Raw genomic sequence first — 13,539 nt, forward strand, 5'->3', positions numbered from 1 at the left:
CCTCACACCGGGCCGCGTCAGCGGCTGGGTGTCGCAGCAGCGTCCATCCCCGTCACACCATCCGCGTCCGCGGATACTTCCCCCTTGGCCCGCGTCGCGGCCGAGGGACATCGGCGTTTCCGCCGGCGGTATTCAACCTCATGGAACCCGTGAAGAAGAAGATCTTCGTTCTGGATACGAACGTGCTGATGCACGATCCCTCGAGCGTGTTCCGCTTCGAGGAACATGATCTGTTCATCCCGATGGTCGTGCTCGAGGAACTGGACGGCCTGAAGAAGGGCACCAGCGACGCGGCCCGCACCGCGCGACAGGTCAGCCGGCTGCTCGACGACCTGATCGCGGACAAGGATCACGCGCAGATCGAGAAGGGCCTGCTGCTTCCGACCACGTACGTGAAACGCAACGGCGGCGGCAAGCACGGCCAGCCCGCCAGCGGCCGGCTGTTCTTCCAGACCAAGCCGACCGACAGCGCCCTGCCCGGCATCCTGCCGGGCAACAAGCCGGACAACGCGATCCTGCTGGCTGCACTGGCGCAGACCGCGCAGCATCCGAATCGCAAGATCACGCTGGTCAGCAAGGACATCAACCTTCGCATCAAGGCGACGATCGTCGGGGTCCACACCGAGGACTACCACAACGACCAGGTCCTCGAAGACGCGGACCTGCTGCCCACCGGCTACGCCGAACTTCCCGAAACGTTCTGGGAATCGCACGGCGACAAGATGGAGAGCTGGCAGGACGAGCGCGGCCGCGCCTGTTACCGCGTGACCGGCCCGAGCGTGAAGAACCTGTACCTCAACCAGTTCCTGTACCTGCCGGACGGCGATCGCGATCGCGGCCTGGAACTGGTCGTCGACAAGCTCGACGGTGATTCGGCGACGCTGCGCGTCATCCGCGACTACCGCGCCAGCAAGTCGCCGGTCTGGGGCATCCACGCCAAGAATCGCGAACAGAATTTCGCGCTCAACCTGCTGCTGGATCCGGACATCGACTTCGTCACGATCCTGGGCACGGCCGGCACCGGCAAGACGCTGCTGACCCTGGCCGCCGGTCTTGCGCAGGTGCTCGACGAGCCGCGCTACCGCGAGATCATCATGACCCGCGTGACGGTGCCGCTGGGCGAGGACATCGGCTTCCTGCCGGGCACCGAGGAAGAAAAGATGACGCCGTGGATGGGCGCGCTGATGGACAACCTCGAAGTGCTCACCCAGCAGGGTCACACCGGCGATTGGGAACGCGCTGCCACCAACGACCTGCTGTCCAAGCGCATCAAGATCCGCTCGCTGAACTTCATGCGCGGCCGCACGTTCCTGAACCGCTTCATCATCCTCGACGAGGCGCAGAATCTCACGGCCAAGCAGATGAAGACGCTGGTCACGCGCTGCGGGCCCGGGTCGAAGATCGTCTGCCTCGGAAATCTCTCCCAGATCGATACGCCGTATCTGTCGGAGACGACTTCGGGCCTGACCTATGTGGTCGACCGCTTCCGCGGCTGGCAGCATGGCGGCCACGTCACGCTGGCGCGCGGCGAGCGTTCACGTTTGGCGGCGCATGCTTCGGACATTCTCTGACGACTCAACGGATTTGAAATGCTTGGAAAACTCGCCAAGAGCATGAAGGACGGCGCCCTGGGCATCGCGCTCAAGGCCTACGTGAACGATCGCCTCGGCGATTACGGCGACATCCTCGACTGCTCCGTGGATACGACCAACGGCCGCATCGCGGCTCGTGTCCTGCTCAAGGGCGACAAGGAACCGATCAACGCAGCCGTCGAGAAATACGAACTCGAGCGCGAGGGCGACGCGGTGTACGCCACGCTGCGCAAGTTCTCGAGTTCGCGTCCCTGGCTGACCCTGCTGCTCGGCAAGATGTTCACGGACAAGCGCTACAAGTTGCCATCCGCCGTCCGTAACCTGCTGTAACCACTTTTTTGGAAGATTCCACGTGAGCCGCGATCTGCGTGTTGGCCTGGTCCAGCAGCCCTGCGTCGACAACCGCGAGCAGAACCTCGCGACGTCCGAAGCCGGCATCCGCGAGGCCGCGCAACTGGGCGCCAAGCTCGTGGTGCTGCAGGAACTGCACACCTCGCTGTACTTCTGCCAGCACGAGTCGACCGACCTGTTCGATCTGGCCGAGCCGATCCCGGGTCCGTCGACCGAGTTTCTCGGCAGGCTCGCCAAGGAACTGGGCATCGTGCTGGTGGGCTCGCTGTTCGAGCGCCGCGCCCCGGGCCTGCACCACAACACCGCCGTCGTGTTCGAGACGGACGGCCGCCTGGTCGGCACCTATCGAAAGATGCACATCCCGGACGATCCGGGCTACTACGAGAAGTTCTACTTCACGCCGGGCGACGCGACGCAGGGCTCGAACGGCATCGGCTTCACGCCGATCGCCACCAGCGTCGGCAAGCTCGGCGTGCTGGTGTGCTGGGATCAGTGGTATCCGGAAGCTGCGCGCCTGATGGCGCTGGCCGGCGCCGACCTGCTGATCTATCCGACGGCGATCGGCTGGAATCCGGACGACGACGACGCAGAGCAGCAGCGCCAGCGCGACGCCTGGGTGACGATCCAGCGCGCGCATGCGGTGGCCAACGGACTGCCCGTGCTCGTGGCCAACCGCGTCGGCCATGAACCCGATCCGACCAGCGCATCGCGCGGCTCACGCTTCTGGGGGCACAGCTTCGTCGCCGGACCGCAGGGCGAGTTCCTGACCAAGGCCGACGAAAGCGCAGCCGTGCTGGTCGTGGACGTGGACCTCGCGCGCAGCGAGAACGTGCGGCGCTGGTGGCCGTTCCTGCGCGACCGCCGCGTGGACGCGTACGGCGATCTGACGAAGCGGTATCGCGACTAGCCTGCGCGCACCGCGCGCGTGATCAGGTACTCGCGACCCCATCGCACCTTGCCATCCGCCGCGCGATAGCCGGCCAGGAACGCCAGCAGCTCGTCCCGAAACGCGTCGAGTGCGCCGCCCTGCAGCATGGACACTGCACGCACGGTCGGCCCATAGCGGGTGGAGAACAACTCCCAGATGTCCTCGGGCGAGTCCCCGAACTGGGGACAGTCTCCGCGCACGAAAGACAACGTGGAGAACGCGGGTCCAAGCAGACCGCGGACCTTGTCCGCGTCGCCCCAGTTGAACGGACTCGCGACACCGGGCGGCGGCGGCACATGCTGATTGGTGATGCGGAACCAGCCGCCGAGTCCGCCGTCAGGCCGCCACGCCAGGAACACCACGCGACCGCCCGGGCGGGTTACGCGTGCCAGCTCGCTCGCAACTTTTTCCTGGTCCGGCGCAAACATGTGGCCACACGTGGACAGCACGACATCGAAGGCGCCATCGGCAAACGCGAGATTTTCCGCATCGCCCTCGAGGAATTCGATATCGGTGAATCCCGCCTCCTGCGCCTTGTCCCGGGCAACGCCGATCAGCTCGGGCGTAAGGTCCACACCCGTGACTCGAGCGCCGCGTTCGCGCGCCGCGATGGCCGTGATGCCGGTGCCGGTCGCAAGATCGAGCACGCGTTCGCCCGCACGCACCCGGGCCACACGGAGGGTCTGGTCCGTCGAGATGCTGAGCCCGTCCGCGATGCGGTCGTACTCGCCCAGCGCCCAGACCACACGATGTTTTTTCTTCAACTCGGTGTAGTCGGCCATGGTGCTGCTCCTCAGCCTGCAGGCCCCGAATGTAGCGCGTTCGAGCTCTTGCGGGCGGCGCCCATCATCGGCGCCGCGCTGCCCGCGCACGATCGGGCCGGAACGCAGGTACAGATCCCGCATCTACGGCGTCGAATCTTTCGAAGCGGATCTCCGTGGCGCGAGTTTCCCGCGCGACGGGTATCCGGTCGTCATACCGGGATTGCGCTGAAGTAATTGCTCAAGGTCATCGTCTGCGAATGGCAGACCCAGTCCTTGGACTGCACGACGCGAATCGGTCGCGTCAGGCCTTCGTCGTCTTCCTCCACTTCGACGATGAAGCCCTTGAAGTACAGCTCCATCCACACTTCGACGGTCGTGCCGGGCCAGGTCCCCGCGATCGACGGCTGATCGCTCAGGTAATAGTCCCGACCCACCTGGTGCGGCAGCCATTCGTCCTGGCATCGGGCATCGCGGACCAGCGCGCTGACCCGGTGTCCGTAGAAGCGATCCTTGGGCTGGCGAACCTCGCCGTCCTCTTTCCAAAGCGTCTCTTCGAGGACCGTCGAGGTGACGGCCGCCGAAGGAAGCCCGATGGAGGGCGAGCAGCCGGCATAAGCAGGAACCTTCAGCGCTGCATTGGAATTCGGCCGCGTCTTCCAGATCTCGTTGCCGGCGCGTGTCCAGATGCCGCCGCGGATGAATTGCCGGTACTCGTATCGGCAGGCCTCGTCTTCCGTCAGCAAGGGATTGAGCCCGACATGGACCTTGAACACGCAGGCCGCGCGCCAACGATCCGTGATGCGTCCAAGGACAGGATCGAGCCCCTTGAACCGCTCGAACCGGAACGGCATCGTCAGGTTCTGCGTGAAGTCGGCCACCGGGTTCTTCGCGCCCTGCTGTTGGGGCGTGGACGGCATGTTGTACGGAAACAGCTTGAGCACGTTGGCGTCGGCGACGCGATTCACGTACTGCAGTTCTCCGATCATGGCGCCGAGCGTGCTCGGTCCCACCTTGCCGTCTGCCTTGCCGAGCTGGCTGCGGCTCGACTGGAATTTGTGCACCTGGGCGACGGACTTGGAATCCCACTGGCCGACCGTCGGCGCATTGACGACGCTCTGCATGATCGCGATCGCCTTCTGCGAATACTGTTGCCGGCTGTTGTAGCCGATGGCATCTGCCGTGTTGAGCATGGGATGACTCCGAGAGAGGGAACGGCGGTGGACCTGCGACAAAGGCTAGGCCCCGCTCGTATCCGCTTGATGCCGATCCCTTGAAATCCGGTTTCAAGACGATGTCAGCCCTCCAATCGGCACGCCGCTCCATGGCGTCCGCCGACTCTCCCTACCCGCTCATCCCCTCGCCCGCGCAATCGCTCAGTGATCGTCCGGATGCTTCCACCACGGCTTCAGCACCTCGCTCGCCGAGGTGTATTCGAGTCCGAGCGACTCGGCCACCGCGCGATGCGTGATCCGGCCGGTGTGCACGTTCAATCCTTCGCGCAGCAGCGCGTCCTCCAGCAACGCGCGGGCAACGCCCTTGTCCGCCAATGCGAGCACGAACGGCAACGTCGCGTTGGTCAGCGCGAACGTCGAGGTTCGCGCCACGCCGCCCGGCATGTTCGCGACACAGTAATGCACGACACCTTCCTCGACGTACGTCGGTGCGTCGTGCGTGGTCGGCCTCGATGTCTCGAAGCAGCCGCCCTGATCGATGGCCACGTCCACGATCACGGCGCCGCGCTTCATGTTCCGAAGGTGCTCGCGCGTGACGAGTCTCGGTGCTGCGGCACCGGGCACCAGCACCGCGCCGATCACCAGGTCGGCGCTCGCGGTGCATCGCCCGATGGCGTCGCGCGTCGAATAGAGCGTGACCAGCCGGCCTTCGAACATCTCGTCGACCTGCTTGAGCCGCGCCAGCGAACGATCCAGAACCGTGACCCGCGCGCCCATTCCGACGGCCACGCGCGCGGCATGCGTGCCGACCACGCCGCCGCCGATCACCAGGACTTCGGCCGGCGCAACGCCCGGCACGCCTCCCAGCAGCACGCCGATACCGCCCTGCGATTTCTCCAGCGCATGCGCACCCGCCTGGATCGCCATGCGACCCGCGACCTCGCTCATCGGCGCCAGCAGCGGCAGCCCGCCGTGCCCGTCGACCACCGTCTCGTACGCGATCGCGATGCAGCGCGAGGCGAGCAGCGCCTGCGCCTGCTGCGGATCGGGTGCGAGATGCAGGTAGGTGAACAGGGCCTGGCCTTCGCGGAGCAACGCGCACTCGTGCGGCTGTGGCTCCTTGACCTTCACCACCAGCTCCACGTGCGAAAAGAGTTCCTCGGCCGAGGTCGCGATCTGCGCGCCGAGCTTGCGATAGGCTTCGTCGCTCACGCCGATGCCGGCGCCCGCATCCGTCTCGATCCAGACCTCATGACCATGCGCCACCAGTTCGCCCACGCCAGCGGGCGTCAGACCGACGCGGTACTCGTGAACCTTGATCTCGCGGGGCGATCCGATGCGCATCGTGCTGTTCTCCCGTCTGGCGATGAACCTGACATGAAACGGCTGGCTACGCGATGAATCGCGCGCCTCGCCTTCCACCCGCCGGGGCCGTCGGCGCCCTGCTCGCGGCCATCGGCTTCGGCATCGCCGCGTGGTACGGCTGGGCCTGGTTCCACGCGCCGAAATGGACCGAGCAGGAGATCGTCGGCTCGGTCGAACTCAATCTCGCGCTGGACCTGAGCCGCCTGCCCGCCGACAGCATGCCGCCGGAGGCGCAGCAAAGGCTACGCGCGCAGCTGCGCCAGGAAGTCGAAGCGCAGATTGCGGCTGAAACAGAAGAGCCCAGGAGCCTGACGATGGCGGGGCTGCTGATGGGTGTGTTCGGCCTTGTGCAGATGATCGTGCGCCGCAGGATTGCGCAACGCCGGGGCGTCTGACGTCGCCGCGGCCCGCTTGCCTGCGGGTATTTTTCCAGTCCCCGCAGTGTCTTGCGCCAGCCGTAAAAATTTCTCGCGAACCGTGTCGATTGGCGCGGTCTTCGTTCGTCGATTCATCAGGAACGCGCGGAAAGAAACCTTCTCCGCGAAGGTCCGGAACCCGACACAGGAGAATGCACATGCGCGTCATGGTGATGGTGAAGGCAACGAAGGATTCCGAGCACGGCGTCATGCCCACCGAGCAACTGCTCACGGACATGGGCAAGTACAACGAGGAGCTGGTGAAGGCCGGCGTCATGCTGGCCGGTGAAGGCCTGCATCCCAGTTCGAAGGGCGCCCGCGTGCTGTTCTCGGGCAAGAAGCGCACGGTGACCGACGGTCCATTCACCGAGACCAAGGAACTGGTCGCCGGATTCTGGCTCTGGCAGGTGCGCTCGATGGAAGAAGCCATCGAGTGGGTCAAGCGCTGCCCCAATCCGATGATCGACGACTCGGAGATCGAGATCCGCCCGGTTTTCGAGGCCGAGGATTTCGGCGCCGAATTCACTCCCGAGCTGCGCGAGCAGGAAGACCGCGTGCGCGCCGCCGCGGCCCAGCAGGCCGGCAAGATCAACTGATCGGCCCGCCCTTCCACCGACGACCCGGAGCAAGACGATGAAAGTCGAGTCCTACCTGTTCTTCAACGGCCATTGCGCCGAAGCCGTGGCCTTCTACGAGAAGGCCATCGATGCCAAGACGATCTTCAGGATCACGTTCAAGGAATCGCCCGATCCGCTGCCGCCGGACATGGTCCCGTCCAACTGGGGCGACAAGATCATGCACACGACCTTCAGCGTCGGCGACACGATGGTCATGGCCTCGGACAGCTGCGGTCCCGAATCCATCGACTTCAAGGGCTTCTCGCTGTCGCTGAGCGTGAAGACCGAGCAGGAAGCCGATCGCTACTTTGCGGCGCTGTCCGAGGGCGGCGACGTCACGATGCCGCTGGGCAAGACGTTCTGGTCGCCGCGATTCGGCATGCTGAAGGACAAGTTCGGCATTGCGTGGATGGTGGGCATCGTGTCCGAAGAGTGCCCGGGGTGAACGCCGCGCACGACGGCGCGCATGCGCTGTCGTGCAAGCGCTTGCACCCAACCTGAGCCCGGCGCGCCGGGCTCCAACGCCAACAGGATCCAGGGAGACCCACATGCTCAAGATCATTCTCGTCGTCATCGTCGTCGCGATCGCCGGCGTGCTCGCTTACGCCGCCACGCGACCGGACACGTTCCGCGTCGAGCGTTCCATCAGCATCAAGGCACCGCCGGAAAAGATCTTTCCGCTGATCGACGACCTGCAGGCCTGGACGACATGGTCGCCCTACGAGAAGAAGGATCCGGCGATGCAACGCACGTTCGGCAGCATCACCCAGGGCCGCGGCGCGACCTACGCCTGGAACGGCAACAAGGAAGTCGGACAGGGCAGCATGGAGATCACCGAATCCACGGCGTCCTCGCGCGTCGCGATGAACCTGAATTTCATCGCTCCGTTCGAGGCGCACAACCAGGTCGAGTTCACGCTCATTCCCGCCGGCGATTCGACGACGGTGACGTGGGCGCTGTTCGGTCCCTCGCCTTTCATCTCCAAGCTCATGGGCCTGGTCTTCGACATGGACAAGATGGTGGGCACGGACTTCGAGGCGGGACTTGCCAGCCTCAAGGGCATCGCGGAATCCTGAGCGTCCGCTTCTTCCACGACATCGCCCGCGCATGGCCGCCTCGATTCACCGGAGCATCGACGCGGTCTGGCGCATGGAGTCCGCGCGTGTCATCGCGAGCCTCGCGCGCATGGTCCGTGATGTGGGCCTGGCCGAGGAACTCGCGCAGGACGCGCTCGTGGCGGCGCTCGAGACCTGGCCCGAGTCCGGCGTGCCGGACAACCCGGGCGCCTGGCTGATGACCACCGCGAAGAACCGCGCGCTCGACCGTCTGCGCCGCGCCACCTGGCTGGCCGACCGGCAGGACCAGGTCACGCACGAAATCGAGGAGCAGCTCTCCATGGCCCAACCCGATCTCGATTCCGCGCTGGACGATCCGTTCGGCGACGACCTGCTGCGGCTGATCTTCACCGCGTGCCATCCGGTGCTGTCGACCGACGCGCGGGTCGCGCTGACGCTGCGCCTGCTCGGCGGCCTGACCACCGACGAGATCGCGCGCGCGTTCCTCGTCCCCGAGCCGACCATCGCACAGCGCATCGTACGCGCGAAGAAGACGCTCGCCGAGGCGCATGTGCCGTTCGAGGTGCCGCGCGGCGCGGAGCTGACGCAGCGCCTGTCGTCGGTGCTCGAGGTGATCTACCTGATCTTCAACGAAGGCTACTCGGCGACCGCGGGCGATTCCTGGATGCGTCCCGCGCTCTGCGAAGAGGCGCTGCGCGTGGGCCGCATCCTGGCAGGCCTGGCGGAGGACGAATCCGAAGTGCACGGCCTGGTCGGGCTGATGGAGATCCAGGCGTCCCGCCTGCACGCACGCACCAGCCCTTCCGGCGAGCCGATCCTGTTGCTCGACCAGAACCGTGCGCGCTGGGACCAACTCCTGATCCGGCGCGGACTCAAGGCACTGCAACAGGCCGAAGCCGCGGCCCGGCTGCAGGGCGTCGCGTTGGGGCCGTATGCACTGCAGGCCGCCATCGCCGCGTGTCACGCCCGCGCACGCGCTGCCGACCAGACCGACTGGATACGGATCGCTGCGCTGTACGCAGCACTGGCGACCGTCGTTCCCTCCCCCGTGGTCGAACTCAATCGCGCCGTCGCGGTGTCGATGGCCTTCGGCCCGGCTGCCGGTTTGGAGCAGGTCGATCGACTCGTGTCCGAACCGACGCTGCGCCAGTACCACCTGCTGCCGAGCGTGCGCGGCGATCTGCTGTTCAAGCTCGGCCGTCGTGACGAGGCGCGTGCGGAATTCGAACGCGCAGCGGAACTCACGCGCAACGAACGCGAGCGCAGCTTCCTGCAGAAGCGGGCGCAGGAGTGCCTGGAGCAAGCCTGAGCGGTTCGGCGCCGCGCACGCGTCTGGCGCGGTAGAGTTTCGGGCTGATCGCTGTTGCCCTCTTCGATTCGAAACAGGAACCGACGATGTCTTCTTCCTACATGCTGCTGGTGGTCGAACAACCCAACGACCGGCGCAGCCGGCCTGCCGGTGAGGGCCAGGACCGCATGAACCGGATGGTGCGCTGGGGTGAGAGCCTGAAAGCGCGAGGCGTGCTGGAGGCCAGCAACTCGCTGCGTTCCGAGGCCGTGCGCGTGCAGGTGCAGGACAGCCGCCGCAGCCTGCTCGACGGCCCCTTCGCGGAAGCCAAGGAAATGATCGGCGGGTATTTCCTGCTGAACTGCGCGTCGCGCGACGAGGCCATCGGCATCGCCGGCGAATGTCCCGCCGCGGAGTGGGCCACGATCGAGGTGCGGGAAATCGGTACCTGCGCGGACTAGTCCGGCGGCGGGCTACGCCGTTCGTGCCTTGCCACTGCCGGGCCGCGCCTGCATCGTCGCGCACAGTCCTTCCGGATTCCGAATGAGCGCCGCCTCCGTTACCGTCGATGCCAGGCAGTTGCTCGACTGGGCCCGCGACCCGATGTCGGCTGCGCGCTTTTCAGCGCTCAGCGGGTGCACCTGCCTGCGGATCGACGCGGCCTCCGATCGTCTGGACGGTGAAGAGGCAGCCCTGGTGCGATGCTGGTTGCGCGCCCTCGCTTGCCCGACGATTGCGATCGGAACATCGTCCGGCGCGCTCGCTGCGACCTGCGACGTCCATGTCGGCACGCGAGCCGAAGCCGAGGCGCTTGCGCACAACATCGAGCGGACTCCGCTTGCCGCCGCCCTGCTCGTGCAGGTCCTGCGCGCCGTCGAAGCAATGGCGGTCGAGGAAGGCCTGCTGGTCGAATCGCTCGCGTATTCGAGCCTGCAGGTCGGGCCCGAATTTCTCGCGTGGCGCGCTTCGTCCGCGCCATCGGCCGCGCAACCGGGCCTGGATCCGGGTCCTGCCGTAGAGGCTGGGCGCGAGCAGGATCGCCTGATGCTCGAACTCAATCGCCCATCACGCCGCAACGCGATGTCGGTCGAGATGCGCGATGGCCTGATCGAATCCCTGCAACTCGTGCTGGCCGACGACACGATCCGCCAGGTCGAGATCCGCGGGCGCGGGCGCTGCTTCAGCACCGGTGGCGATCTCGATGAATTCGGCAGTGCGCCCGACCCTGCGACCGCGCACCTGGTGCGCCGCATCGCCCTGCCCGGGCGTCTTCTCGAAGCCTGCCGTGATCGCGTCAGCGTCCATCTGCACGGCGCCTGCATCGGATCGGGCATCGAGTTCCCGGCGTTCGCGTCGCGCATCGTCGCGTCACCGGACGCCTGGTTCCAGTTGCCCGAGCTGCGCTACGGACTGATTCCCGGCGCCGGCGGTTGCGTGAGCATCACGCGCCGCATCGGGCGTCAGCGCACGGCGTGGCTGGCCTTGTCCGGCAAGCGGATCGACGCGCGAACCGCATTGGAATGGGGCCTCGTGGACGCCATCAAGGCGCCGTAGCCCGGACGAAGTCCGGGGTTCTTCTCGCAGATCGAGCGGCACCCCGGGTTTCACCCGGGCTACAACTACGTCGGCAGGAACCACTTGAGCCGGTCGCGCAACTTCACGACCTCGCCGACGATGACCAGACTCGCGCCGTCGATGTCGCTGCGCGCCGCGACGAGGCCCGGCAGCGTGCCGAGCGAGCCGGTCACGACCTGCTGCGATTGCGTGGTGCCCTGTTCGATCAGCGCAGCAGGCCAGTCGGCCGGGAGGCCGTTGGCGACCAGTTGCGCGCACAACTCCGCCAGCGCCGTGCGCCCCATGTAGATGACCACGGTCTGGCCGGGCCGGGCGAGTGCGTCCCAGTGAAGATCGAGCTGGCCATCCTTGCGTCGATGACCGGTGACGAAGATGCAGGATTGGGCGTAGTCGCGATGCGTCAGCGGAATGCCGGAGTAAGCCGCGCATCCATTGGCAGCGCTGATGCCGGGCACGATCTGGAACGGGATTCCCGCGGCGGCCAGCTCCTCGATCTCTTCGCCGCCGCGACCGAACACGAAAGGATCGCCGCCCTTCAGACGGAGCACGCGCTTGCCGGCCTGGGCGAGCCGAACCAGCTCTGCGTTGATGTCTTCCTGCGGCAGCGTGTGTTTCGCGCGACGCTTGCCGACGTAGATGCGTTCCGCGTCGCGGCGCACGAGGTCGAGGATCGCCGGCGAGATCAGCGCGTCATAGAGCACGACATCGCACTGCTGCATCAGCCGCAGCGCACGAAAGCTCAGCAGGTCTGGATCTCCCGGACCGGCGCCGACCAGATACACCTCGCCCCGCGCCGGCTTTCCGCCTACGAGGCTTTCGAGTTCGAACACGGCGGCGACCTCGTCGCCGGCCAGCAGTCGCTCCGGCCCGGGGCCGTCCAGAAAATCTTCCCACAGCAGACGTCGCTGCTCCACGGGCAAGGTCTTGACCCTCGCACGATGCCGCTCCATGAACTCGGCCACCTTTCCGTAGGCGCCCGGCAGCAGGGCTTCGATGCGCTCCCGCAATCGCCGCGCCAGCACCGGGGCCGAGCCGCCGGTGGAGATCGCCACCGTGATGGGTCCGCGCTCGACGATGGAGGGCGTGATGTAGCGGCTGGCCTCCGGGTCGTCGACGACATTGCACAGCACGCCGGCTGATTCCGCGGCTTCGGCGACCGTGCGATTGAGCGTGCGATCGTCGGTGGCGGCAATCGCCAAGCGCATGCCGACGAGCTGGGCGGGCTCGAACGTCGACGCGATCAGCGAAGCCTTCGATTCGGCGACCAGCGCGGCCAGTTCCTCGTTGAGCTCGAGCGCGACGATGCGCGGCTTCGCGCCCGACTTCAGCAGCAGGCGGATCTTGCGTGCCGCGACTTCACCACCGCCGACCACCAGTACCGGCTGGTGCAGGAGGTCGACGAAGATCGGAAAGTAGGATTTGCCCACGGCTCAGTGCGCGACGCTGCGCGAGAACAGATTGATGACCATCACGCCGGCGACGATCAGCGTCATGCCGGCGAGCGCTGCGGGATCCAGCGACTGCTTGAACAAGGCCCAGCCGGCCACCGAGATCAGCACGATGCCCACCCCCGACCACACCGCGTAGGCGATCCCCACCGGGATGCTCTTCAAGCTCAGCGAGAGGAACCAGAACGCGATGCCATAACCGATCACGACCCCCACCGAGGGCAACGGCTCGGTGAAGCCCGCGCTCGCCGTCAGCGCGGAGGTTGCGATCACCTCGGCGACTATCGCGATCGCAAGACAGGCCCAGGCGTTCACGATGCGATGACGCGAAACAGCTTGAGCACACCGCTCGCAAAGGCCCCGACCCAGTTGCCGACGAAGTTCTCGAGCAGGACGAATCCGAGCACCGCCATGACGATCGCGAAGCCGGCGACCCAGCCGAACGATGGCACTCCGTCCAGCGCGAGTTGTGCCGCGGTCAGGCAAACGCCCGCCCAGAGCAGGCCGCCGAGCACCAGCGCAGAGCCTCCGGAGAGGAAAGCCAGCGCAACACGATCCATCAGAGTGGTTTCTTCGCGGTTGCGCGGCGTCGCCATGGGGAGCCTCAGAACCCGAGGTTCATCCCCGGCGGCAGACCCATGCCGCCGGTCACGGCAGCCATCTTTTCCTTGGTCACGGCGTCGAGCTTCTGCACGGCGTCGTTGATGGCGGCGGCGACGAGATCTTCGAGGAACTCCTTGTCCTCGCCGAGCGCTTCCTGCTTGATTTCCACCTTGCGCGCCTGGTGCCGACCGTCGAGCGTGACCTTGACCATGCCGGCTCCCGATTCGCCGGTGACCTCGATGCGCGCGATCTCTTCCTGCGCACGCTTGATGTTGTCCTGCACCTTCTGCGCCTGCTGCATGATCTGGCCGAGTGCGCCTTTCATGTCCTGTCCTTGGGTCTCG

The 13,539-nt window shown here is 66.3% G+C and carries 17 protein-coding genes; 10 read left to right on the plus strand and 7 right to left on the minus strand.

From position 1 onward, the window contains the following. Window positions 1–140 precede the first annotated feature (140 nt). From DFR24_RS11150 to DFR24_RS11160, 3 genes are read left to right on the plus strand one after another with little or no spacing between them, the layout of a single operon-like run. Window positions 141–1,571, plus strand: a complete 1,431-nt coding sequence (locus DFR24_RS11150; RefSeq protein WP_133881331.1) for a PhoH family protein — start codon at window positions 141–143, stop codon at window positions 1,569–1,571. Window positions 1,572–1,589: 18 nt separating this feature from the next. After that, entirely contained in the window at window positions 1,590–1,922 is a 333-nt protein-coding gene (locus tag DFR24_RS11155) for a hypothetical protein (protein WP_133881332.1), read from the plus strand. A gap of 22 nt (window positions 1,923–1,944) precedes the next feature. Beyond that, entirely contained in the window at window positions 1,945–2,850 is a 906-nt protein-coding gene (locus DFR24_RS11160) for a carbon-nitrogen hydrolase (protein WP_281280156.1), read from the plus strand. On the opposite strand, the gene DFR24_RS11165 is transcribed toward DFR24_RS11160, so the two are convergent. The 3 genes from DFR24_RS11165 to ald form a co-directional block, all read right to left on the minus strand. Further along, window positions 2,847–3,653 carry a class I SAM-dependent methyltransferase gene (locus tag DFR24_RS11165; RefSeq protein WP_162851158.1) on the minus strand — a complete coding sequence of 269 codons (807 nt, stop codon included), beginning with the start codon at window positions 3,651–3,653 and terminating at the stop codon, window positions 2,847–2,849. The genes DFR24_RS11160 and DFR24_RS11165 overlap by 4 nt on opposite strands. Window positions 3,654–3,844: 191 nt before the next feature. Further along, complete coding sequence (locus DFR24_RS11170) at window positions 3,845–4,825, minus strand: hypothetical protein (RefSeq protein ID WP_133881334.1); 981 nt, start codon at window positions 4,823–4,825, stop codon at window positions 3,845–3,847. A 183-nt stretch (window positions 4,826–5,008) separates the two neighbouring features. Continuing rightward, the gene (gene ald, locus DFR24_RS11175; RefSeq protein ID WP_133881335.1) at window positions 5,009–6,151 is read right to left on the minus strand and encodes an alanine dehydrogenase; all 1,143 of its coding nucleotides are present in this window, start codon (window positions 6,149–6,151) and stop codon (window positions 5,009–5,011) included. A 53-nt stretch (window positions 6,152–6,204) separates the two neighbouring features. Between ald and DFR24_RS11180 the strand changes: the two genes are divergently transcribed. The 7 genes from DFR24_RS11180 to DFR24_RS11210 all read left to right on the plus strand — a co-directional run bounded on the left by DFR24_RS11180 (window position 6,205) and on the right by DFR24_RS11210 (window position 11,123). Continuing rightward, complete coding sequence (locus tag DFR24_RS11180) at window positions 6,205–6,567, plus strand: hypothetical protein (RefSeq protein ID WP_133881336.1); 363 nt, start codon at window positions 6,205–6,207, stop codon at window positions 6,565–6,567. 179 nt (window positions 6,568–6,746) lie between these two features. Further along, window positions 6,747–7,184: a YciI family protein gene (locus DFR24_RS11185; RefSeq protein ID WP_133881337.1), complete on the plus strand. Its 438-nt coding sequence runs from the start codon at window positions 6,747–6,749 to the stop codon at window positions 7,182–7,184. A gap of 37 nt (window positions 7,185–7,221) precedes the next feature. Further along, entirely contained in the window at window positions 7,222–7,650 is a 429-nt protein-coding gene (locus tag DFR24_RS11190; RefSeq protein ID WP_133881338.1) for a VOC family protein, read from the plus strand. 103 nt (window positions 7,651–7,753) lie between these two features. Then, window positions 7,754–8,281: an SRPBCC family protein gene (locus DFR24_RS11195; protein WP_133881339.1), complete on the plus strand. Its 528-nt coding sequence runs from the start codon at window positions 7,754–7,756 to the stop codon at window positions 8,279–8,281. 31 nt (window positions 8,282–8,312) lie between these two features. Beyond that, window positions 8,313–9,590, plus strand: coding sequence for an RNA polymerase sigma factor (locus tag DFR24_RS11200; RefSeq protein WP_133881340.1), 1,278 nt, complete (start codon window positions 8,313–8,315; stop codon window positions 9,588–9,590). Window positions 9,591–9,676: 86 nt separating this feature from the next. Next, window positions 9,677–10,030: a YciI family protein gene (locus DFR24_RS11205; protein ID WP_133881341.1), complete on the plus strand. Its 354-nt coding sequence runs from the start codon at window positions 9,677–9,679 to the stop codon at window positions 10,028–10,030. An 82-nt stretch (window positions 10,031–10,112) separates the two neighbouring features. Then, complete coding sequence (locus DFR24_RS11210) at window positions 10,113–11,123, plus strand: enoyl-CoA hydratase/isomerase family protein (protein WP_246051592.1); 1,011 nt, start codon at window positions 10,113–10,115, stop codon at window positions 11,121–11,123. Window positions 11,124–11,188: 65 nt separating this feature from the next. Here DFR24_RS11210 and cysG read toward each other — a convergent pair whose 3' ends face one another. Genes cysG through DFR24_RS11230 form a run of 4 tightly spaced genes read right to left on the minus strand, consistent with a single transcriptional unit; the run spans window position 11,189 to window position 13,520 of the window. Continuing rightward, a complete protein-coding gene (gene cysG, locus DFR24_RS11215) occupies window positions 11,189–12,571 on the minus strand; it encodes a siroheme synthase CysG (RefSeq protein WP_133881342.1) in 1,383 nt (460 codons plus the stop codon). Between the two features lie 3 nt (window positions 12,572–12,574). Then, complete coding sequence (locus DFR24_RS11220; protein ID WP_133881343.1) at window positions 12,575–12,907, minus strand: DMT family transporter; 333 nt, start codon at window positions 12,905–12,907, stop codon at window positions 12,575–12,577. Continuing rightward, on the minus strand, window positions 12,904–13,188 hold the full coding sequence (locus DFR24_RS11225; protein ID WP_133881344.1) for a hypothetical protein: 285 nt from the start codon (window positions 13,186–13,188) through the stop codon (window positions 12,904–12,906). Before DFR24_RS11225 ends, DFR24_RS11220 begins: the two co-directional genes overlap by 4 nt. Before the next feature lie 8 nt (window positions 13,189–13,196). After that, the gene (locus DFR24_RS11230) at window positions 13,197–13,520 is read right to left on the minus strand and encodes a YbaB/EbfC family nucleoid-associated protein (protein ID WP_133881345.1); all 324 of its coding nucleotides are present in this window, start codon (window positions 13,518–13,520) and stop codon (window positions 13,197–13,199) included. Between the last annotated feature and the right edge of the window lie 19 nt (window positions 13,521–13,539).

It is taken from the genome of Panacagrimonas perspica (genome assembly GCF_004364935.1).
Classification (GTDB): Bacteria; Pseudomonadota; Gammaproteobacteria; order Nevskiales; family Nevskiaceae; genus Panacagrimonas; species Panacagrimonas perspica.

Coding starts and splice junctions, on each gene's coding strand:
- ald (WP_133881335.1), bottom strand. CDS start 6,151: ATGCGCATCGGATCGCCCCGCGAGATCAAGGTTCACGAGTACCGCGTC.
- DFR24_RS11200 (WP_133881340.1), top strand. CDS start 8,313: ATGGCCGCCTCGATTCACCGGAGCATCGACGCGGTCTGGCGCATGGAG.
- DFR24_RS11170 (WP_133881334.1), bottom strand. CDS start 4,825: ATGCTCAACACGGCAGATGCCATCGGCTACAACAGCCGGCAACAGTAT.
- DFR24_RS11230 (WP_133881345.1), bottom strand. CDS start 13,520: ATGAAAGGCGCACTCGGCCAGATCATGCAGCAGGCGCAGAAGGTGCAG.
- DFR24_RS11185 (WP_133881337.1), top strand. CDS start 6,747: ATGCGCGTCATGGTGATGGTGAAGGCAACGAAGGATTCCGAGCACGGC.
- DFR24_RS11165 (WP_162851158.1), bottom strand. CDS start 3,653: ATGGCCGACTACACCGAGTTGAAGAAAAAACATCGTGTGGTCTGGGCG.
- DFR24_RS11190 (WP_133881338.1), top strand. CDS start 7,222: ATGAAAGTCGAGTCCTACCTGTTCTTCAACGGCCATTGCGCCGAAGCC.
- DFR24_RS11205 (WP_133881341.1), top strand. CDS start 9,677: ATGTCTTCTTCCTACATGCTGCTGGTGGTCGAACAACCCAACGACCGG.
- DFR24_RS11155 (WP_133881332.1), top strand. CDS start 1,590: ATGCTTGGAAAACTCGCCAAGAGCATGAAGGACGGCGCCCTGGGCATC.
- DFR24_RS11150 (WP_133881331.1), top strand. CDS start 141: ATGGAACCCGTGAAGAAGAAGATCTTCGTTCTGGATACGAACGTGCTG.
- DFR24_RS11225 (WP_133881344.1), bottom strand. CDS start 13,188: ATGGCGACGCCGCGCAACCGCGAAGAAACCACTCTGATGGATCGTGTT.
- DFR24_RS11195 (WP_133881339.1), top strand. CDS start 7,754: ATGCTCAAGATCATTCTCGTCGTCATCGTCGTCGCGATCGCCGGCGTG.
- DFR24_RS11210 (WP_246051592.1), top strand. CDS start 10,113: ATGAGCGCCGCCTCCGTTACCGTCGATGCCAGGCAGTTGCTCGACTGG.
- DFR24_RS11180 (WP_133881336.1), top strand. CDS start 6,205: ATGAATCGCGCGCCTCGCCTTCCACCCGCCGGGGCCGTCGGCGCCCTG.